At 31.3% G+C, this 21,043-nt stretch carries 22 protein-coding genes and 1 pseudogene; 5 read left to right on the top strand and 18 right to left on the bottom strand.

The genetic code is table 11. The features are described from left to right. Positions 1 to 110: 110 nt before the first annotated feature. The 3 genes from AC1DMU_RS05590 to AC1DMU_RS05580 form a co-directional block, all read right to left on the bottom strand. Positions 111 to 467 carry an FtsB family cell division protein gene (locus AC1DMU_RS05590; protein ID WP_001228712.1) on the bottom strand — a complete coding sequence of 119 codons (357 nt, stop codon included), beginning with the start codon at positions 465 to 467 and terminating at the stop codon, positions 111 to 113. Positions 468 to 1,024: 557 nt separating this feature from the next. Further along, positions 1,025 to 1,615 carry a DJ-1/PfpI family protein gene (locus AC1DMU_RS05585; RefSeq protein WP_088063722.1) on the bottom strand — a complete coding sequence of 197 codons (591 nt, stop codon included), beginning with the start codon at positions 1,613 to 1,615 and terminating at the stop codon, positions 1,025 to 1,027. Further along, positions 1,612 to 2,103 carry an ankyrin repeat domain-containing protein gene (locus AC1DMU_RS05580; RefSeq protein ID WP_142291758.1) on the bottom strand — a complete coding sequence of 164 codons (492 nt, stop codon included), beginning with the start codon at positions 2,101 to 2,103 and terminating at the stop codon, positions 1,612 to 1,614. The genes AC1DMU_RS05585 and AC1DMU_RS05580 overlap by 4 nt, the downstream gene beginning before the upstream one ends. A 184-nt stretch (positions 2,104 to 2,287) precedes the next feature. Between AC1DMU_RS05580 and AC1DMU_RS05575 the strand changes: the two genes are divergently transcribed. Then, positions 2,288 to 2,719: a cytidine deaminase gene (locus AC1DMU_RS05575; RefSeq protein WP_088063724.1), complete on the top strand. Its 432-nt coding sequence runs from the start codon at positions 2,288 to 2,290 to the stop codon at positions 2,717 to 2,719. Between the two features lie 259 nt (positions 2,720 to 2,978). Here the strand turns inward: AC1DMU_RS05575 and AC1DMU_RS05570 are convergent, their stop codons facing one another. The 3 genes from AC1DMU_RS05570 to AC1DMU_RS05560 all read right to left on the bottom strand — a co-directional run bounded on the left by AC1DMU_RS05570 (position 2,979) and on the right by AC1DMU_RS05560 (position 4,811). Then, complete coding sequence (locus AC1DMU_RS05570) at positions 2,979 to 3,209, bottom strand: hypothetical protein (RefSeq protein WP_000789031.1); 231 nt, start codon at positions 3,207 to 3,209, stop codon at positions 2,979 to 2,981. 372 nt (positions 3,210 to 3,581) lie between these two features. Continuing rightward, a complete protein-coding gene (locus AC1DMU_RS05565) occupies positions 3,582 to 3,845 on the bottom strand; it encodes a hypothetical protein (protein WP_000432423.1) in 264 nt (87 codons plus the stop codon). A 201-nt stretch (positions 3,846 to 4,046) separates the two neighbouring features. After that, positions 4,047 to 4,811: a class I SAM-dependent methyltransferase gene (locus tag AC1DMU_RS05560; RefSeq protein WP_088063725.1), complete on the bottom strand. Its 765-nt coding sequence runs from the start codon at positions 4,809 to 4,811 to the stop codon at positions 4,047 to 4,049. Between the two features lie 197 nt (positions 4,812 to 5,008). Here AC1DMU_RS05560 and AC1DMU_RS05555 point away from each other — a divergent pair. Further along, a pseudogene (locus tag AC1DMU_RS05555) lies at positions 5,009 to 5,274 on the top strand (hypothetical protein). 59 nt (positions 5,275 to 5,333) lie between these two features. Here the strand turns inward: AC1DMU_RS05555 and AC1DMU_RS05550 are convergent. The 3 genes from AC1DMU_RS05550 to AC1DMU_RS05540 all read right to left on the bottom strand — a co-directional run bounded on the left by AC1DMU_RS05550 (position 5,334) and on the right by AC1DMU_RS05540 (position 9,347). Further along, entirely contained in the window at positions 5,334 to 7,130 is a 1,797-nt protein-coding gene (locus tag AC1DMU_RS05550; protein WP_088063726.1) for a Xaa-Pro dipeptidyl-peptidase, read from the bottom strand. Positions 7,131 to 7,330: 200 nt separating this feature from the next. Continuing rightward, on the bottom strand, positions 7,331 to 8,707 hold the full coding sequence (locus AC1DMU_RS05545) for a sensor histidine kinase (RefSeq protein WP_088063727.1): 1,377 nt from the start codon (positions 8,705 to 8,707) through the stop codon (positions 7,331 to 7,333). Then, positions 8,700 to 9,347, bottom strand: coding sequence for a response regulator transcription factor (locus AC1DMU_RS05540; RefSeq protein WP_046959692.1), 648 nt, complete (start codon positions 9,345 to 9,347; stop codon positions 8,700 to 8,702). The genes AC1DMU_RS05545 and AC1DMU_RS05540 overlap by 8 nt, the downstream gene beginning before the upstream one ends. A gap of 121 nt (positions 9,348 to 9,468) precedes the next feature. Here AC1DMU_RS05540 and AC1DMU_RS05535 point away from each other — a divergent pair, with 121 nt between their 5' ends. Continuing rightward, positions 9,469 to 9,885 carry a hypothetical protein gene (locus AC1DMU_RS05535; protein WP_046954155.1) on the top strand — a complete coding sequence of 139 codons (417 nt, stop codon included), beginning with the start codon at positions 9,469 to 9,471 and terminating at the stop codon, positions 9,883 to 9,885. A 45-nt stretch (positions 9,886 to 9,930) separates the two neighbouring features. On the opposite strand, the gene AC1DMU_RS05530 is transcribed toward AC1DMU_RS05535, so the two are convergent. From AC1DMU_RS05530 to AC1DMU_RS05495, 8 genes are all read right to left on the bottom strand, one after another. Then, on the bottom strand, positions 9,931 to 10,428 hold the full coding sequence (locus AC1DMU_RS05530; RefSeq protein WP_088063728.1) for a DinB family protein: 498 nt from the start codon (positions 10,426 to 10,428) through the stop codon (positions 9,931 to 9,933). A 99-nt stretch (positions 10,429 to 10,527) separates the two neighbouring features. Then, positions 10,528 to 10,986: a GNAT family N-acetyltransferase gene (locus tag AC1DMU_RS05525; RefSeq protein WP_088063729.1), complete on the bottom strand. Its 459-nt coding sequence runs from the start codon at positions 10,984 to 10,986 to the stop codon at positions 10,528 to 10,530. A gap of 389 nt (positions 10,987 to 11,375) precedes the next feature. Beyond that, positions 11,376 to 12,080 carry an alpha/beta hydrolase gene (locus AC1DMU_RS05520; RefSeq protein ID WP_142291759.1) on the bottom strand — a complete coding sequence of 235 codons (705 nt, stop codon included), beginning with the start codon at positions 12,078 to 12,080 and terminating at the stop codon, positions 11,376 to 11,378. Positions 12,081 to 12,250: 170 nt separating this feature from the next. Then, on the bottom strand, positions 12,251 to 13,630 hold the full coding sequence (locus tag AC1DMU_RS05515) for a 5'-methylthioadenosine/adenosylhomocysteine nucleosidase (RefSeq protein WP_088063731.1): 1,380 nt from the start codon (positions 13,628 to 13,630) through the stop codon (positions 12,251 to 12,253). Positions 13,631 to 13,650: 20 nt separating this feature from the next. Further along, complete coding sequence (locus AC1DMU_RS05510; protein WP_088063732.1) at positions 13,651 to 14,649, bottom strand: phosphotransferase; 999 nt, start codon at positions 14,647 to 14,649, stop codon at positions 13,651 to 13,653. 15 nt (positions 14,650 to 14,664) lie between these two features. Continuing rightward, the gene (locus tag AC1DMU_RS05505) at positions 14,665 to 15,417 is read right to left on the bottom strand and encodes a WecB/TagA/CpsF family glycosyltransferase (RefSeq protein WP_088063733.1); all 753 of its coding nucleotides are present in this window, start codon (positions 15,415 to 15,417) and stop codon (positions 14,665 to 14,667) included. Positions 15,418 to 15,429: 12 nt separating this feature from the next. Further along, positions 15,430 to 17,025: a M3 family metallopeptidase gene (locus tag AC1DMU_RS05500; RefSeq protein WP_088063734.1), complete on the bottom strand. Its 1,596-nt coding sequence runs from the start codon at positions 17,023 to 17,025 to the stop codon at positions 15,430 to 15,432. Positions 17,026 to 17,139: 114 nt separating this feature from the next. Next, entirely contained in the window at positions 17,140 to 18,408 is a 1,269-nt protein-coding gene (locus tag AC1DMU_RS05495; protein WP_088063735.1) for an APC family permease, read from the bottom strand. A 142-nt stretch (positions 18,409 to 18,550) separates the two neighbouring features. Between AC1DMU_RS05495 and AC1DMU_RS05490 the strand changes: the two genes are divergently transcribed. Next, on the top strand, positions 18,551 to 18,985 hold the full coding sequence (locus tag AC1DMU_RS05490; RefSeq protein WP_088063736.1) for an Lrp/AsnC family transcriptional regulator: 435 nt from the start codon (positions 18,551 to 18,553) through the stop codon (positions 18,983 to 18,985). Positions 18,986 to 19,074: 89 nt separating this feature from the next. Here the strand turns inward: AC1DMU_RS05490 and AC1DMU_RS05485 are convergent, their stop codons facing one another. Next, positions 19,075 to 20,346 (bottom strand): helix-turn-helix domain-containing protein, encoded by a 1,272-nt coding sequence (locus AC1DMU_RS05485; protein WP_088063737.1) that lies wholly within the window; start codon positions 20,344 to 20,346, stop codon positions 19,075 to 19,077. A gap of 454 nt (positions 20,347 to 20,800) precedes the next feature. On the opposite strand from AC1DMU_RS05485, the gene AC1DMU_RS05480 reads away from it, so the two are divergent. Next, the gene (locus AC1DMU_RS05480) at positions 20,801 to 21,004 is read left to right on the top strand and encodes a hypothetical protein (protein ID WP_075307469.1); all 204 of its coding nucleotides are present in this window, start codon (positions 20,801 to 20,803) and stop codon (positions 21,002 to 21,004) included. Positions 21,005 to 21,043: the final 39 nt, after the last annotated feature.

Below are 21,043 nucleotides of genomic sequence, written 5' to 3'. Positions count from 1 at the left end.
TAAGTATAAAAACAGCTCAAACTCTTCATTTTTACAATATGTGATTGTTACTTGTACCATGCCATTCATACATAAAAAAACAGCTAGCAATCGCTAACTGTTCTATTACACTACTTCGGCAACACAAATATAGTTTCATTTGACTTTGAAAATTGATATTCTTTTCTCGCAAACTTCAAAATTTCTTCCTCATCGTCTGTTAAATTTTCTATGTTAGTCTTTAAAGAATCCTGGTCTTTCTTTAAAGAGACCAATTGTTTTTTTTGATTCGTTATTGTATCTTTTTTTTCTACGATTATTTCTTGTTGTTTCGTTAAAATAAATTGAAGGTACAAAGTAGCCGCCGCAATAAATATAAACATGAATATAAATCGTCTTAGTTTTTTCTTATTAATTGCTCGCTTCTCATTAGGCTGTGATAGTTGCTCTTCTATATTAGGAACATTTATTCGCTTGAGTTTCCTCATTATGAAATCCCCCTAACACATATATTTTCACTACCCTCGGCATAATCCCTTACTAACTATAATTCTATTCTTATAAAATAAGCTCCTTCACAAAAATATCTTACAAATCAACCAATTAAAGATAGCATTCGACGACATTTCCATATTTACTTTGAATTTTTTTATGTATGCTGCCATAAAATAGTAGTTTCTGTTATTCTTTTTCTATTATTGTAGAAGAGTTTTTTTACACACAAAATACCTTCCCTACATATCGATGTTATAACATGCTTACAAGGAGGAAAAAGATAAAGTGAAACTTTAATTAGTGGGGTTTTTCTTCATCCCCCACTGATTATTAGTTGAACCAATCGGGCTTTTATGGGCAGCCCAACCCCCACCTAACTTCTTTGCCTTCGCTGAATTTTGAGGTGAGGGTCTTACTGCCCATTAATGCGGGATAAATTGTCGTATATTCGATAAAACTGGAATTACTGTTTTAGAACTAAGATTTTGAGCATAGATCACCTGTTAGGAAACTTTACTAAATAAAAAAGCCCCAATTGGGCTTTTTTATTTTACAATTCAATTTCATATTCCATGCTTTTTGCTGTTTCCTCAGCAATCTCCACACCTAACAAATTTTTCACAATATGAAATGACATGTTAATACCAGCTGAAATACCTGCAGATGTAATAATGTGTCCTTCATCTACAAATTTCACATTCTCCATTACTTCTACATTCGGAAAATCTTTTTTGAAGGTTTGAATACTAGCCCAATGCGTTGTTGCTTTTAAGCCTTCCAGTAAACCGGCTTTCGCAAGTAATAGCGCACCCGTACAAACTGAAGTCATTAGCTTTACTTCTTTCATTTGCTGACGAACCCAATTTATTATAATATCATTTTGTACTTCATTTTCCCGAACACCTTTACCACCTGGAATGATTAAAATATCAACTGGTGGTAAATCTTCAATACTATAATCTGGCTTTACCTTTAATCCGTTTCTTGCTGTAATCATTTCTCCATTTTGGCTAACTGTGTAAACAGTAAATGGTTTTTCTTCATCCGCTTCAGTTACAGAAAAAACTTCAAATGGCCCCGCGAAGTCTAACACTTCTACCTCGTTAAATAAAAATATGCCTACGCTCCACTTATTTATCATACGTTCACTTCCTGTTTTAAATGGTGTAAAAGGTGATCATATTCTTTTTCTAACGCAATATCATACGCTGTTTTTCCATCATTTTTCTTAATCGCTTTATTAGCTCCATTTTCAAGAAGTAACATAACTATTTCTTCACTTCCTAATAATGCTGCTTCATGTAACCCTGTCCAACCCCCACTTTGTATAGCATTTACATCTGATCTACTTTCAATTAAGTAAGCAACAAGCTCACTTTGTTTATTCGCTATGGCCGCTTGCAAAGGTGTATTTTCATTTTCGTTTTTTGCTCTAATATGTATATCTGCCCCACTTTCTAAAAGAAAACTTGCTATCTCTTTTTGTCCAAAATAAGCCGATAAATGAAGTAGAGTCCAACCATCGTCACTAAATTCGTTAACAGCACTTGGATTCGTCTTTATAAACTCCACCACTTCTTCCTTATTACCACTTATAATAGCTTGTACTATTGATTGTAAAATCGCCATAATAATCTCCCATCTTTCAAAATATTTAAGTATACTCTTCTATATGTTCTATTGATTATTATAATTTCCTGTTAAAATAACAGTTTACATAATAATATTATCACTCTAATCTCTATCTTTTGTTTTAAATATTAAAAATTTATGTTAAAACAAAAATAATCATGTTTAATACGGAGGAGAAATTATGTTAAAAGTAATGCCTTTAAATAGTGAAGACTATGATTTAATTACAGCTGCTGAAAAAGTAATCGAAAAAAACTATAAATATGGTCGTCATCATATCGGATCAGCTGTAAGAACTAAAACAGGTAATATTTATGCAGCAGTGCATGTTGAAGCGAATGTCGGAAGAATAACAGTGTGCGGTGAAGCTATGGTGATTGGAAAATCTATTTCAGAAGGCGATCATGAATTTGATACCATTGTAGCAGTTGCTCACCCACACCCTCATGAAGACATAGAAAAATGTTGGGTTGTTGCTCCATGTGGTATGTGTCGAGAATTAATAAGTGATTACGGAAAAAATACGAACGTTATACTTTCTTATAATGGTGAACTTGTAAAATGTAACGTAATGGAATTATTACCTGAAAAGTACACAAGTGAAGTAGAATAATCATTCCTGTTTTCCATTCATCAAATAATATTATTCCAATAAAAAACAATCCATTTTAAAAACGGATTGTTTTTTATTTCTTTTATATGCAGTTTATTTTATTTTTCTATTTTCGATAATTATAAAATTATCATTAACAAAAATGAAATTCAAATATTCAAGTACGTATTGCGGTTCGTTTTTCATTTGAAAATTAAAATCCTTTTTCTCCTTACATTCGAAAAATATCAATATAAATTCTCTAAAATAAGCAGTCTTATCATACTAATCTATAACAATTCTGTCTTCTTCCCTTACCTGTTTCCTTTAACACATATGATTTTAAAACAAGCGCTGTTAATGAATCTGTTAATGTTTTATATGATAAATTAGATAACGCTAATAGATCGTTCGTATATAACATTCTATGCTTCTCTAATAATAATAGTACTAATCGTTCCGACGGTTTTAATGCCTCATCACTTTCTAGTATAAAGTCTATATTTTTCATTTCTCTAATTGTTACTCCTTATATAAAAAAATACTTGCACAACTAATTTAATATAAAAATAATACACAACAAGATTTGAAGTATATTAAAATAACATCGTTTCGAAACACTATTATACTATAACATAGAAAAAGCATTTCCCGAAATAGGAAATACTTTTTAAAATTGCTTATATGTTTCTTCCAAACTTACATTATATTTCGAATTCTTATCCGTACAATTTCCTCCTAATTTTTGCTGGTCATACCGATGTATTTGTAATCAATCGAGTTCTTCTAAAATAATATAAACAAATAAAAACGGTTAGTCTATCATACTCTAAACATGAATGAATAACCGTTTTCCAGCTTCTTCTCAAATACATGTACTACCTTAAATATTTCTTGCAATATGCGGCTTACTGTAATGACTTGTACCACCACCGCCTACTACTACTTTACCGCCTTTTTCAAAAATTAATAGTTTACTTGAACCATCTGCAAGAAGTACTATTACTTCAGCATTATTACTTGTTGCTACATAAATTACATAGCCACTTTTTGATATACATGTTTCCCAATTCGCATCAAATTCTGATCTTACTACACGATTGGAATACACTTGATTTTCAATTCTGTCTTGTTCTACGTTTTCCAAATTTATCCCCTACTTCTCTAAAATATCATTTATAGAAAAATAACATTTCTATTTGAAATAGTAACTGCCTTTAATATAAGTAGTATATGTAGTTAGTAGAAGAATGCTTGGACAACCGGAACGTAATACCATGTAAGTAATATACAATTGAAATAAGGCAGCCGATATTATATCGATTGCCTTATTTTCATACATAGTTCTTTATTTTTCGTTTCGCACAGCTTCAAAAGTAAACATTTGACTTGCATTTGACGGTTCTTTTTCATAAACATAGTCAGCGGAGTAAGTAATGTTAGAGAAACCTATACTTTCTAGCAGAAGTTTAAACTCTTCTATTCCATACCAGCGTATCGCAAAGCGTTGTAGTTCTGTTTGTACTAACTGCCCTTTACTCCATTTTTCATATTTTAAATATGATAGAGTAACTTGGTTCAGCCAATCTATTTCAATTGATTTATTTTCTAATGTAATTCCGTCTCCACTCGGCAAAGAAAAAGTCGATGTATGAATCTCTCCTGTTTTCCAGTCATGCGGAAGCATAATATCTACGATTAATCGCCCGCCTGGATTAAGATGTTCATAAAAACATTTCAATGCGTTTATAGAATCTGTACGATTTTCAATTAAACAAAAAGATCCAGTTGGAATGATAATTGCCTCGTATTTATGTGGCAGTGAAAATTGTTGTAAGCTTCCTTCATATAAATTAGGATGTAAGTTTCTCTCTTTACATCGCACGCGGCACGATTCTAGCATTTCAGGTGAATAATCTATCCCATCTACTGTAAAACCAGCTTCAAGAAGCGGGATAATGACACGCCCTGATCCTACCGCTGCTTCGAGAATTCTTCCCCTACAATTTTTTAAACGTTCCTCGTAATACTCAATATCACCATTTAAAGAATAACCGACAGGCTTAGTGAAATCATAAAGTTCCGTGCAAAGTGTACTATAAAAACTAAACATTTATTTTCTCCTCCGTTTTATACGTACGGAAGATTTTCATTCAATTAATCTTCCTGTACCTTTATTTTTAATAAAAATTCGAAAGAGCTGACTGTCATATTATATCACTCGCTTTCCATACAATATAATTATATTGTATAATATTCCATTCAAAATGAACATATGAAAATTCAGAATTATATTGAAAGGAGGATATGATGAATTCATTAATTGGATTTATTTTTCTTCTTATCACTTTTAATACACTCATTTTCTTTATAGCAAAGAAATATCAACGAATATGGAAAATAGCCAGTGGTATTTTCATACTTTCTTCGCCACCTTGCACGTAATTGATGAAAAAGTAGGAGATGGATTCGCTGGAGGTTTTGCTGGGCTTACCTTTAGTGGTCTATTGATCGTGAATGCAATTTTTTTATTTGTTGTAAGCATTTTTGTATCTACTAATAAACATTCACATTAAACTCCCCATTTCAAAGTTTAAAGAGCTTACTATGCAGTAAGCTCTTTATTCATAACTATTTATTTCACAATCGGCAATATTACTTCACTTAATTTTACTGTAAGCTTCGTGCCTGCTTTCGGTCTAATCGTATAATCATAGTCACTAGCGATTAAAATGCCCCCTATTTGATGCCCCGCTTTAAATACATAATCATCAGGCTGCATATCCCATGTGAATGTATAATCTTTGCCCGGTTGAATCGCTGTTGAATTTTCTATACTCTTTAAGTTTTGTGGATCCATCCAGCCTCTCGTTACAATTTCCGGCTTTGCTCCACCATAATCAACAAGTAAAGCAGTTAAATTTGATACAGATCGATCAATATTTCCTGTAATTGAAATCTTTGGTGTACCGCTTATACGCGTATCTTTTTGAAGTACAGGCATTGTATACACTAATCGATTGGCTACTTCTAATTCTGGGTTTTCTATTAATTGATTTGATTTCATTTTTGCATCATCCACGAATGAGAAAACTTTATTTGCAGAGCCCATACTTAATGGCAAATTAACTGCTTTGTTACTTAAATACATACGAACTTTTGACGGTACAGCTGCTGGATCCGGCCAATTTTTTATTTTATCCCAAGTTTTATTTTCACGTTGTACATCCACCATCGGTTCATTCATAATCCCATTTTCAATTCCATACAACCAGTAATCGAACCATTTATTTTGTGTTCTTTGCCAATCATTTGTTGATGTTCCACCGTGTCCACCTTGATGTAACCACATTTTACGAGGGACATCATTTTCTCCAAGTGCTTCCCACCACTGCGCAAACTGCTTCGTCTTTACATTCCAATCATTTAAACCATGAACAACAAATACACTTGCTTTTACATTTTTAGCATCTTTTACATAATTACGTTTATCCCAAAAATCATTATAATTACCAGTTTTCCGGTCCTGTCCAGCTGTTAGCTCTTTTATTACTTGTCCGCAAACTTCAGGATTTTCTCTTGTTAGAACTGCTTCTGCCATGTTATCTGTATCTTCTCCTTGGTATCCACCAGGCGCAATGACTGCACCGTTTGCACGATAATAATCATACCAACTACTAATCGCTGCGATTGGAATAATTGTTTTTAACCCTTCCACGCCAGTCGTCGCAACTGCATTTGGTAACGTACCATTATAAGAAACGCCTGTCATACCTACATTTCCTGTTGACCAATCAGCCTTAACTTCCTCACCATTTTCTGTATATGCTTTCGCACGCCCATTTACCCAATCAATGACAGATTTCGTCCCTAATATTTCTTGCTCATCCCCAGTAGTTGGACATCCGTCTGATTTTCCAGTTCCTATACTTTCACCTAAAATGACTGCATAGCCTCTTGGCACATAATAATTTCCGTATGAACCAAGATTAACAGCTCCATACGGTTTCCCTTCATACGCATACAATTCTTCATCTACATTATATACAGGAACATCTTTTAAGCCAGATCGATATGGACTCATTTCATAAATAACGGGAACTTTCACATTCGAATTAGTTTTTGGACGCATAACTTTTACTGATACACGATCCTTTTTTCCATCTCGATCACTATCAACTTCCGTCTCTACAAATAGATTTTCGATAATTGCTTCATCAAGCGAGTAAATCGGTTTTGTCATCCCATTTTCTAATTCGATCTTCGTATTTGATTGTACTCCTTCTGAAACTTTCACATTTAACTTCACGTCATTCTCATTTATGTAGTTTGTTTCTTTATTGTCTGCATACGCAGTCATACTAGAAACTCCTGATGTGACTGATAAAGATAAGATTGTTGATAATGTAATTGCTATTTTCTTTTTCCCCATACTTTTTCCTCCCCATATATGTCTCCTTTTACTATACAACAAAATAACAGAAAATTCAGTTTATATTTCATGCAACAACTTGAAAAATTTGTAGAACACTCTTCAAACGAGCTTTCGAGGTTATACATTCTGATTTACTACTCTCATATAATCAAAAAAAACATCGCCTAATAATAGACGATGCTTTTTATAGTTTCGAATTAGTCATTCTTCATATTAATATAAAATCTTATATCTCGCTCTATTGTAGAGACTCCATAATCAAAACCATGTCTTTCTAAAATACTTTGCACTATCGCTAAACCTAGTCCTGTACCAGAATGGTCTTTACTACGAGAAGATTCTAAGACGTAAAAAGGTTCCCAAATTTTATCGATATCTTTCATTTGTTCAGCATTCATACCATTTTGAATTTGAAAATATATATTTTCATTTCTATCTTCTAAAGTAATTTTTATATTTTGATTTGCTGTATATTTTATCGCATTAGATATTAAATTTTGAAAGACCATTTTCATTTTATTTACATCAGCATTAACAACTGCATCGCTAACATTATAGTTCACTTGCAAATTGATTTCTTTCGATTCCAGTTCAATCTTATGCTTATCTAATATACTTTGGACTAGTGATTTAATATCGAATTCTTCTTTTTCTAAAACATCTCTTTCTAGTTTAGAAAATCGTAATAACTCTTCAATTAGGTTTGAAATGTGATCAGTTTGTTTAATGATTGTATCTATGTATGTACCATCATCTAAACCATCTTTTATTCCCATAGAATATGCTTTCACTAATGCGATTGGAGTCTTTAATTCATGCGTCACATCACCCATAAATCGTTTTAAATGTTCATTTCGATCTGTTAAATCTTCATGCGCTTCATTTAGTTTTTCACTCATGATATTAATACTATTAGCTAAGTCCCCTATTTCATCATTTGTTTTCACTTTCGCTCGTTCAAATTTCAAATTTGAAATATCTTCTGCAACATTACTTAATTCTTTCAATGGTCTGGTGATTGTCGTTGAAAGTATCCATACAAGTACGATAATGAGAAAAATCGTAATGCCAAAAATGTAAAAATAAAATGAATTTAACACTTTTATTATTTCATTAGAATGTGCGATCGAAACTCCTACTAAAATTAACATATCGTCTTTCGCAATGTATTTCACAAAAAAACTAGATTTAATCTTTTCTTGATCATATATTTTATTCGCTTGCCCGAAGTTCTTTACTTTCATTACTTCTTCTTTTGTAATCCAAAGTTTATTAAGGGCAACCCTTTTCCTTGTAAGTTGCATACGTAACTCATCATTAATTCGATCTTCCGAATTGTTAATTGATGTATACGCAATCGTAACATTTCCTTTATTTTCAATGCTAGTAATTGCTTCATCCAGTTGTTTGCTCGGTATGGACTGTATTTGTGCTGTAATACCTTCTAAACTTTCTCGCGTTTTGTAAATATTATATTTCGGTAAAAGATAGTTAATTAATAATAAAGAGATTGTAAAAATAAGAATAACAGTTATAGAAATGCTGAGAAATAGCTTTTTTCCAAGTTTATTCACTCTGCTCCTCCAAACTATATCCTAAACCACGATGCGTCTTTATAATATTTTCTCCTACTTTTTTACGTAATCTTCTTACATGTGTATCAACAGTTCGCTCTTCTCCGAAATAGTCAAATCCCCATACGATATCTAACAATTTTTTTCGAGTTAAAATCATGCCTTTATGATTTAAAAAACACTTTATCAATTCTAACTCTGTTTTTGTAATATCTAACTCTTTGTCATTTTTATAAACTTTATTTTTAGTGAAATCTATTTTCAAATCTTGAACTTGAATGACATCATCATGCTGTATAAGTTTTTTCGCTCTAGTTATTAATACGCCTGGATGAAATGGTTTTTTTACATATTCATCTGCGCCACTTTGAAGTGCTGCTAATTCATCTTCACTTTCACTTTTCGCTGTAAGCATTAACACTTTTACGCTTGAATTCTTTTTTATTTCCTGACAGACAGTAATACCACTATGTTTCGGCATCATCCAATCTAAAACAGCTAAATCAACTTTTTCATCATAAAATATTTGAAGTGCTTCTTCTCCATCTTTTGCTAATAAAACTTCGAAGCCTTCTTTCTCGAAATAAGCCTTTAAAATCCTTAACATATCTTGTTCATCATCTGCTATTAATACTCTCATACATTATCCTCCATTGCTATTAAACAAAAACCAATTGTATTATACAACTTCTTTGTTACATCAATGTGACAGAAAAATATTTGAACGTTTTAAGGGTATAGTAAAAACGAGGTGTTGTATTATGATTAAAAAAATCGGGGTTATTACTCTTCTTTGTTTCTTATTATCAACAAATGTGTTCGCAAATACAAATCAACAAATTGAAGTGTTTGATTGTCAAAAAGAAATGGTCGTTCAAAAACAATCTTTAGATCCAGCTATTCAAAAAGAAGCTGTTCAATACGCTAAATCCATTACTGGCCCGTTCAAAAACTTAAACGTCGTTCCAAAAGATGGTCACATGATAAAAATCCCATTATCTAAACCAATTTCTATTACAAATCAATGGTTACATACAACAATTGATGAAGTACTTATTCTCCTCCCGCTTAATCAAAAACCTTATATTATGCTTTACGATGATGAAAACAATCCGCATTTTTATTATGTGAAAGGTGATCCGAAGGGATTATTGAAACAAATGAATGTTAAATTATAATGTAAGAAAGATCCCACAAATATCATTTGCGGGATCTTTTATTTATCAGTTAGCAACTACATTTTCATTTAAAAAATGAATAACCTGTCTTTTATGATGATTATCATGATCTATAAATTCTTTAATAATATATATAAGAGAATACGGCGTTCCAGTATGAGGACAATGTGATACCCCATTGGCTGTTAAAGGTGTCTTTAGATTTTCATCAGGCAGTAATCTAAGTTCTTTTACGAGTAATTCTCTTTTAGCTTTTGCTTCTTCAAGAAGTTTCACCTTAGATATACCTGATTTAGCATAATTAGATGCTAGTTTATTATATGTATCAAAATCAGGGAACTCCATTCCCTGTCCATTTCTCACTGATAATAATGTCTCACATAAAAGATAGTCATCCCAGTTCATAATATGTGATATGATCTCGCTAATAGTCCATTTCCCCTCTGATATTGGAGCCACCCACAATTCCTCTTTCATACCTTTCAATGTATTTAACCAAATTGAATATTCATTAAAATCATTAATAATTTTATTCTCTCCCATTATCTAATTCCCCATTCTAATAATAGATTCTAATAAATTATACCATCAATCTATACAAAAACGAACAAAAGTTCTATTAGAGAGATAAATATTAATTCACTACATCCTTTTATGTAAGTTCAAATAATGGCTTGCTCCCACAAATTTTATCCCTTTCAAAAATCCACTCGAAGTATAAAATTTGTCACCCTGTTCTGTATCTGTATGTAAGACAACAATATTAAAATATTTTTTCGCTTCGCCTAAAATTCGCACTAACAGTAACCTCCCTAATCCTTTCCTTCGGTATTCTTTTGCAATATAAAATCTCCTTATCCTACCAATCCTATTGTTTTCTGTATATGGGTCCTCATTTAACCCTCCTATTCCAATTAACTTTTCCCCTTGAAAAATACCATATAAACATTCTCCAGTTTTATTAAATATGTTTATTTTATTTTCATATTCACTTATTAGTTTTATTAAGAAATTAAATCCTTCTTCTTTGCTTTCTTGAACAAGATAATCGTGCTCGTATTTCATTAAATCTTCAATTTGTTGAATATGTATATCTTTCAAGTAAATTCCCCCTTAATATAAAAATACGTAAAAATGCTCAAGAATTATTTATTCTGAGCATTTTTATGGTTGTTCTTTTATTTAATTCGTAGTGTGCGTATTCTTCACTTCAGATGTAAATCGATAATATAGTTGTTTTATTTTATTATGAAAATATAAGAGCCTTGCTACACTCTAGTGTGTGGTAAAGCTCTTTAAAGTTGTTTAATTTCTATACATATAAAGATATTTGTACTCAAAAATCATTAATAAAGTTGTTTAATTCTTATTGAACTAAGGCAATTGTTTGTTTAAGTGAATACTTTTACATTTATAATATCTTTCAAATATAATATTAGTTTATATATTCACTATTCTTCTCTAACAGGTTCAAGATAAATTATAATTTGTTAATCGATACGTTTGTGTAACCACTGTTCAAATATCTTGAACTGTTCTTCAGTATGAAAATAATGTTCACCTGTCTCCATGACTTCTAATTTACAACGATGTTTTTTTGTAAAATAGTTAATAGTTTCAAATTCGCACAGTTCATCCTTGGATCCGTACATAATATATGTATCTGTATTCCATGTATTAATAGGATGTTCTTTTACATAACATAAATAATCCCAATATAACTTTTGACCAATCGGTGTCTCTATAGTCATTTCTTTTTGCAAAAGCTCTGGTGTTACATTAAACCATTTCATCATATTTTCGATAATTCGTTCCATATTAACTACTGGTGATAAAAATAATGCCTTTTCTATCACATCATTTTGATAAGCTAAAAGGCTAAAATAAGCTCCTATACTACATGCAAACACGCTTACTTTTTTCCAATGTTCTTTTGCGTAATTCATAATTATCGATAATTCACTAACACAAAACTGTACTTTGCAAGGAGTATTATCATTTTTTCTGTCTCCATGCTCAGGTAAATCAAAGCTTAATACTTGATAACCTTTTTGATTAGCTTCTTCAGCTAATATTTGAATAACTGTATCTTCCTTATTTGACCTATTTCCATGTACTGCAATAAAAACTTTTTCACTTTTATCTCCCCACAAAACCGCGGGAATATTACTAATGTTAAAATTATCTTTAAGCATATTTCCTCCGTGGAATAAGATATATAGGAATTGGCAAAAAACTGCACACACTTTATAATCCTCTACTCAGTTTTTTTAAAAATCAAACTATTACTAATTTATCACAAATGAATTCTACTCCATTCGTGGAAGAAGGATTTTTAAAATATTATATGATTTTTTAAATGAATTTATAATCTCTGCACAGTAGGCAATATTCCCTTCAACTCAAGTAAATCATCTATTACTAAATCCGCCTGCGCAAGTTCATCTTCTTGTGCAAAATCAAAGTTGCATCCAATCGCAATCAAGCCATTATCTTTCGCTGCACGTATATCAGATAACCGGTCCCCAACTACAGCTGCTTCTTTTATATCATATTTGTTTAAAATACTTTTTACTAAGTCGCTTTTATTAAGTGAGTTTATTTGCTCAATACTAAATGTTTCAGTAACCCATTGGTCTAAATCATAATAAGATACGATTGCTCGTAAATATTTAGTTAAACCATTACTAGCAATATATATTGAACAATTATTTTCTTTTATGTATGTAAAAACTTCTTTTACGTTCGGGTATAAAGCACCTTTTCCGCTCTTAATGTTTTCAATTAATCTTTCTAAAAAATATGCATCTGTTTGTTCTCTTACTTCAATAGAATGATTCGGTAATAAAGCTTCCCAGACTTTCGGCAAAGGCACACCCATAATTTCACGGTATTTTTCAATAGGTGTTACCGTATCCCATAATTGTAGTGATCTTAAGTAATCAAAAGTATCATCTAACGATAATTCTAAAATTTTATCAGTTTGAAATAACGTTCCGTCCATATCAAAAATTAATGCTTGTAACATGTCATTCTCCCCTTTTGAACTATAAGTTTTACTCGATATATTTTTCAGCATCTCAACGATAATTTCTGAACAATAATTTGCGGCAGTTTTCGCGAAGTCGTCATAAGAAATTTGCGCTTCATCATCTGCACTGTCAGAAATACATCTTATAACGAGAAATGGTACTTCATTTATGTAAGCAACATGGCCAATTGCTGCACCTTCCATTTCAGTACAATGCGGCGCATATTCGTCTATTAATCTCGCTTTTAGTTTTGAATCTTCAACAAAACATTCACCACTGACGATTCTTCCTTCATGAACCTCCATATGTAAACTACTACTATTGCATGCTGTACGTGCTAACTCAACTAATTCCATACTTGCGACAAATTCTTCTTGGAACGGGAATAAGTTTTTCATTTGAGTTTTACTTACATCATGGTGGGTAACATTCGTTGAAATAACGATATCACCAACTTTTACATCTCGGTGTAACCCTCCAGCAACACCTGTATTGATGATAGCATCTACATGAAATTTATGAATTAATGTTTGCGTACATGCGGCTGCATTTACTTTCCCTACACCAGAACGTGTAATAATTACTTTTGTTCCCATGAATTCGCCAATGTAAAAAGGCATTCCCGCAATCGTCTGTTCTTCTTGTATAGCTAGTTTTTCTAAAAGTAAGTCTATTTCGATTTGCATTGCTCCGATAATGCCGATTCTGTTCATGAATGTTATCTCCTTTTTTCTTATAAGTCTGCCAATATATTATGTAATGCACTATAATTTTCAGCTATCCAATTCATTTCATCTGCAAAACGTGAAGGTGGTACACTATTCTGATCCATATTAGTATGAATCCACCATGTACTCTCCATATACCAAAGCATTTGAATTGCCCGAACAATACTCCCTATTGGAAAGTCTAATTTATTACGGTATCCGGCTAAAAATGATGCAACAAGACTCTTATTTAATACTCCATCATGTAAGGCACAAGATATAACCGCACGCCCAATATCCAACTCTACATAATCATAATCCATACGATCAAAATCTAGAATTGCTGAGACTTCATCATTATGGAATAAGAAATTATCTACCCATAGATCACGGTGCACCCATCCTTTTTTACTACTATAAAATTGATCTATATTTACTAATTGTGTTGCTTCTTGCTGCAATTTTATATGGGAGAGAATATGTTCTTTTCCTAACTGTTCTGCTTCTTTCCTTTTATCTTCCCAATGTTTCAACCTTTCCTCTTTAGTAGGCGGAACAAATTTAGGGTTTTCTCCTTCTATTAAAGAGCCATCATTTAACAAATTATGCATTTGACCTATTGTCTTACCAAGAGAGTAGATTTCCTTTTCATTCACTTTTCCTGGTGAAATTAGATTACCTTCTTTATGTTCTAAAACTATAAATCTTTCATTATTTTTTGATGTATGCATTACATTATTTTTATAAGTTAGAAGCTTCGGACAACATACACCATTATTATGTAGTCTTTGCTGGTGATGTAATGCTTGTATTAAAAGTTCTGGGTTATACATTTTGTACCGTTCTTTATTATATTGCTTTAATACAAAAGATCCTGCATCCGTTTCGAGTTTCCACTTCAAATTTAGCCAACCACGATGAATAGGTATTGCTTTTTGAATTTTAAATTCAAATAAATATTCACATTCTACTTTCAGCTCTCGAAAAATTTCTTTAGCTTTTTCATTAGATAACGGCTCTATCATCTTGTTTATCCTTTCTTAACTTGGTGTTCCTTTCATCCTCTCTACCATAACTGAAATTAAAAATTTCGGAAGTACGAGTTGTCTCTTTAACCGTTTCGGCTGCGAAAGTAACCTATACAGCCATTCAGTTCCTGTATCCCTCATAATTTTTGGTGCTCTTTTTACAGTACCAGATATTATATCAATCATGCCTCCTATACCAATAGATAGCGGCACGTTTAATGTTTGTATGTTTTCATAGATGAATTCTTCTTGTTTTGGTGAACCTAGTCCTACTAGTAGTAAGTGCGGCTTGAATTGCTTAATTTTCATTTTTACTTCTTCTATTTCTTCGCCATTTACAAATCCATGCTGTCCTTTAAACTGTGCTCCTGGGAACTGCTCATTTAATTTTTTTAGTGCCTTTTTATTACTTTCTGGCGCAGCTCCAAAAAGAAAGACACGATATTCATTGTCATTACAATATTTTATTAAATCGTGAGTGATATCTGCCCCAGTAACACGTTCTTTCAAAGTTCCTTTTAATATTTTCGAGCCTATTATGACGCCAATCCCATCCGCTGTTATTAAATCTGCAGAAAGTAACATCTTTTTAAACTGCTTTGATTTAGCCGTGCTTTCCTTTGCAGACATAACAATTTCAGGATTTGCAGTTACTACAAACCTTGGTTTCTCTTGTTGTTCATGTAGCCAACCTTTTAATAAACTTATAGCTTTTTCATATTCTAAAGTTGAAAAAGGTATTCCCTTTATAAGTTGGTGATCCACTATACTCTCTCCTTACATAAGCCTCAAATATTCATCAACATCTTTCGAAATTTGTCTAAAAGCTTTATACCAGAATACATAGCTTGTTATATCGATTTCAAAATGTTTTTTCATAAGTTCTTCCACTGGAGCTTTTCCTGTTTCTCGTAAAAACTCCTTATATTTCGGATGAAAAGTACTTTTACTTTCTTGAGCCATCTCTAATAAACTAAAACTAGCTAAATACCCAAATGTGTATGGATAATTATAAAAAGGAACATCTGCAATATAAAATTGAATGTATTTCATCCAAACAAACGGCTGATATTCTGATAACGCATGCCCATATGCTTTTTCTTGCGATATAATAGATAATTTCTCGATTTCATCAGCACTTAATGGACCTTCTTTACACTTTTCATAAAAATTCTTCTCAAATTCAAATGATGCTCGAATTGCCATTACATAATTAAAACAGTTTCTTATTTTCCAACTAAGCAATGACTTTTTCATATCTATACTATCTGTTGTTTGAATTAGATAGTTTAAGAGTACCGTTTCAAAGCAAATAGACGCCGATTCAGCCGTACTCATTGGCAAATAATCATCTAAAAAAGAAGTAGATTGCTCAAAACTCATATTATAAAAATGCCAAGCATGTCCTAGTTCGTGCGCAAGTACTCTTACACTATCGATGCTTCCGTCATAACGCATAGAGATTCGTGATTCTTTTTCACTGAAAAAAGGAGCACAAAATCCACCAGGTGGTTTATTATCTCTCGGTTCCGGTTCCGCATCCACCCATCCACTCTCTATTGCATTCCGTGCAAATTCTGCTAATTCTTTATCTATATTTTCAAACGCATCGTATATGTTTTGAACTGCTACTGAAAAAGGGATATGAATCTCATTATTTTCCTTTACGGTCATAAGTTCATGCCATGTAATCGAAGCTTCCCCCTTCTTATACACGTTTAAAACACTTACTAATGTATCAAGATTTTCTTCTGTCGCATTCCACATTTGTAATAATACAGTTTCAGTAATACCATTAGCATGTAGAGATTGCGTTAAAATCTCTCTATCTTCTAATTCATTACTCTTTGTATTACGTAATCTCCCTATTTGATTTAATACAGTAGCAAAAATTTCTTTTTCCTTATGTAAGGCATTTGTTAATAACTCGAATACTTCTACTCTTTCCTTTTCATTATCACTATTCATTGCAATATTATTTGCTTGTCCAAATGATATTTGCTTATTATTGTGCTCTATTTCTATCTTATTTCTTAATTGTATGTACATATTTTCCCATGCACCAAGTTCATCTTTTATTAAATTAGTATTAATATTATTGGAAGTTTCCATTTCACTTTTCTGTATTACTTGCTGTACTTCTTTTTTCAAATCTTTTACTGTCATAGTCGATATAGTAAGGTCAGATGAAATACTTTCTTCAGCAGATCGGCAATACAAATAGTATTCTGCTTTTTCAATAGATTGTATAAGTTTTGAAAGAATCTCTACATCTTTTGTCGCATAATATTGTTCTTTCAACCTCAATATTGGAGTTACAATATCCTCAATTGGATACAATCGATCTAAATCCCACCTAGTAATTTCATGCATTTTTATAGCCGCCTCCTATTTTTACAAATAGTTACAGATATTTACCCTCACAATTATAAACGAAATGTAAAAAATTTAATATCTTTAAATATTTAGATTTCTACAAACGCATTCTTATTTATATTCTTTTCTTCTGCTACTGCAACGTACATAGCATAAACAGATAAACGATACAGCTACTGGAATCAGTATTACTCCTCCAATAAAAGGATAAACAACCACACAACATGTAAAAGCTACTATAGAAAAAATTTTACCTAACCTATTCTTTATTAATTTCATTCCAGCTGCAGTACCGACTATGTATGTAACAATCCCCAACGAATTCGGTATTAAAACAATTTTATCTATGCTAATATGGAAAACGAAACTTATTAACAAACCTATTATTGCAATAAAACTTACAACTTTTACTGCATTTGTTGGTGTTTCTCTTTTTTTATTAATCTGCGCTAAATAACACGGTGCAACTTCTTCTTTTCCTAGTGAATAACCTAAGCGCCCGATACTTGCGATAAATGCATTTGTCGTCCCTAAACAAATGATAAAAGCTACAAATCCAATTATCCATGCAAATTGGTCGCCTAATGCTTGCTTCATTACAAGCACAAGAGCTGTAGTATTATCAGCATTTATATGATAGGATTTCGTTCCAATTACTGATAATGCAATACCTATATATAAAACTCCAATAATAACAATTGCAAATCCCGTAGATAAAATAATATTTCTTTTTCTAGGTGATTTAAATTCAGGAGCTAAACTTGCAATAGCTTCCCACCCAAAAAACGACCAAAAAATTAATAATGATGCCTCTAAAATCGGATTTATTTCTTGCATAGAAATATGTACATTTATATTTTTTATTTCAATATAAGGTAGTGAACTAATAATTGTTATTAGCAAAATAAAGAAAGTTAATAAACCAATACATACTTGAAACAATCCACTCATTTTTAATCCATATAAATTGAAAACTATTGAAATACTTAAAATAATAAACGCTATTACGTAAGAGAAATACGGTGATAAAGCAAACACTTTCACGATATACATTCCACCAGTCATTGAGACAACAATTTGCCCAACGCTACCTGCAATAAAAAAACACCATCCTATAATAGCACCTATATTTTTACCGAAAGCTTTTTCTGCAAACGTGGCAATTCCACCTGCACTTGGGTACTCAATCGATAAAAAAGCGAATGTGAATGCAAGTGGAATACTAAGTAATATCATAATAAGCCAAGAAACAATCGCATTCCCTTCTGCAACACTCGCTGTCATACCAGGTAATATAAGAATTCCTGATCCTAAAACCGCTCCGACATATAAGGCTGTTCCCTTTTTAATAGAAATTGTTTCATCAAAATGATTAGACATTACATGCACCTCCATTTATATTTTAATTATAGAAAGTTATCAATCTATTCAATATACAAAAGTGCATGTAATTTAACATGAGATTTTATATTATGTATTTATTTCAGAAATTTACTTTCAATTTTGTAAAGGAGCATAATTCATGGATGAAATTGACAAGAAAATTACGTTATTACTACAAGAAGATGCCAGAATGACAATTACAGAAATGACCGAACACTTACACCTCAGCCGCCCTAGTGTTACAGAAAGACTAAAGAGATTACAAGATACTGGAATACTTGAGAAATATACAGCTCGGATATCATTAGATGCAGTTGGAAAATCAATTCAAGCATTTTTAAGAATCGAAAATTTAAAGATTCCATGCAAAAAATTTGAGGAGAAAATATACACAGAATATAGAATACTTGAATGTCATCGGGTGACAGGTGAAAGTAGCTATTACTTAAGAGTAGCGGTTCACTCAATGAAAGAATTAGAGGAATTAATTGATATCGTTATACCATTTGGTACAGTAAAAACTTCGATGATTTTATCTTCACCGATACCTTATCGACCAGTAATTATAGAATAGTAATAAAAAAGAGGCTATCCAAAAGGTATAAAATACCCTACTCTTTTGGATAACCCTTTACAATTTATAAGAATTTTTACTAAACTTCTTTATAAATCCATTTTATTTTCAACTGATATTTTATAAAATTTCGCAGATAATTTATAAGAGCGATTTTCATTATAAAAGTTACCTAGTTCATAGGATAGTTCAGCAACTAAGCGATGTTGTTTTTTTTCTAATCCCACTTCAATTGCTTTTTGCATATTTTTCTCATATTCATAATAATCCCCACGTATTTTGAATACTTTAGCTTTCAAACCATATAGTTGGACAAATGCAATTGGCACATCATAAATCGATAAAAAATGAAATGCTTCATTCATAGCCTTATTAACATTTTTCCAATCTTTAAGTTCTATGTATATCTCCAACATGTTTCGTAACGCATATACTTTTTGATCTTTCTGTGATAAAAATTCACTTAATTCCAAAGTTTTTTCGTAGTATTTAATGGCATTCGTATAGTCTTTCAAACCTTGATAAATTTTACCGTAATCATATGAAATGATAGGTAAATACTTTGAATCATCATTAGTAGCCAAACTATTTTCTACTTTCTGTAAAATTTCAAGTGCCTTTTCATATAACTCATCCATAATATACAATATTGCAAGCATTAAAAGTGTATTTATTACGTTTTTCTGCATACCATTTTTTCTGTATATGTTGTAAGCTTTTAGGGCATACAAACGACTAATACTTTTATCTTTATAAAGCTCCTTATATACATGACATAAATTATAGTATATATGGCCATGTTGTTCAGTTTCTTCTGCACCAAGTAAACTCTCAGCCTGTACATAAATATCATGAGCAGCAATGTAGTCTTGTTTATTATAAAAATATAAACCTCGAGCTTTTAAATAATAAATATAATCTTCAGGATCTTGCATTTCGACTTGACTTGGTATCATTTGCGAAGCTTGATCTATAAGTAACTTCACATATGGCACGTTTTTTTGTCGAGCGTGGTAGTATATCAGTACACCATATACCTTTAGTAATAAAGGGATTGAATCCACTTCACGAACATATAATTCTAACAAAGATAAGTCAGCTTCTGTAATAGTTTTATCTTTTTTATATTTATTACATATTTTAAAAATAGTAAGCTTTATCTCCTCGTAATTTCCATTTATAAGATAATCGCTCTTAACTTCTAACTTCTTAGAAACCTTTTTTATAAAAGAAGATGACGGTTTTATTTTTCCACTTTCTATTCTACTTAAATATGTTATTGAACATATTCCTGATACGAGTTCCCCCTGTGTTAATCCTTTATGCATCCGAACATGGCGAATACGTTCCCCTATTTCCATCTTTCTACTCTCCCTGCTTAACCATTTCATACTTTTTACTAAATAAGCCATTATGTATTGCATAATCTTTCATACTAAGAAAATACATAACTTTACAAATGTAAAAAAATGTATCATATATTTTAATTTTACATTCATACTATGATTATTTCTAGATACTTTGTTAAATTTAATGGTTAAAATTTAGATTTTTCGTCCATTTTTTTCATGTGATTTTACTACTTGTTATTAACAAACACAGAATCATATACTTACATTACGATAAACTTAATGAAAAGGATTTAACTACATGTAAGCTATCATTCTTCATTTAAATAGTTATAGTTCATTACATTTACCTAATACATAGAAAATATCTATTGTAAACCAAATAAATTTAATAGATGAATTATTAATATCAAATCCTAGAAATTAGTTTGTCGAATTATTCAATAAAAACGAAAGGATGATAAACATGATTGTAAAATTTAAAGATGAATCCTCACGAAAAATAGTAAGATATGTTGGAGGCGCTGTTTTACTTTTAATAATCGCTTCTTTCCTTTATCAGTGGAAAAATGACTTAGTAATTGATCAAACTGAAAGATTTAGCTTTGGACTAGCTATTATCACTTTCCTATCTACCTTCTTACCTTTTAAAGAGAAAGTGAATAAATAATTACATATAAATGAGATTAAAAAAGGATTGATCAAAAGA

The sequence above is a fragment of the Bacillus sp. 01N45 genome (genome assembly GCF_056399205.1).
The sequence above is the reverse complement of the archived record's forward strand: the minus strand, read 5'-3'. Positions and strand labels throughout refer to the sequence as shown.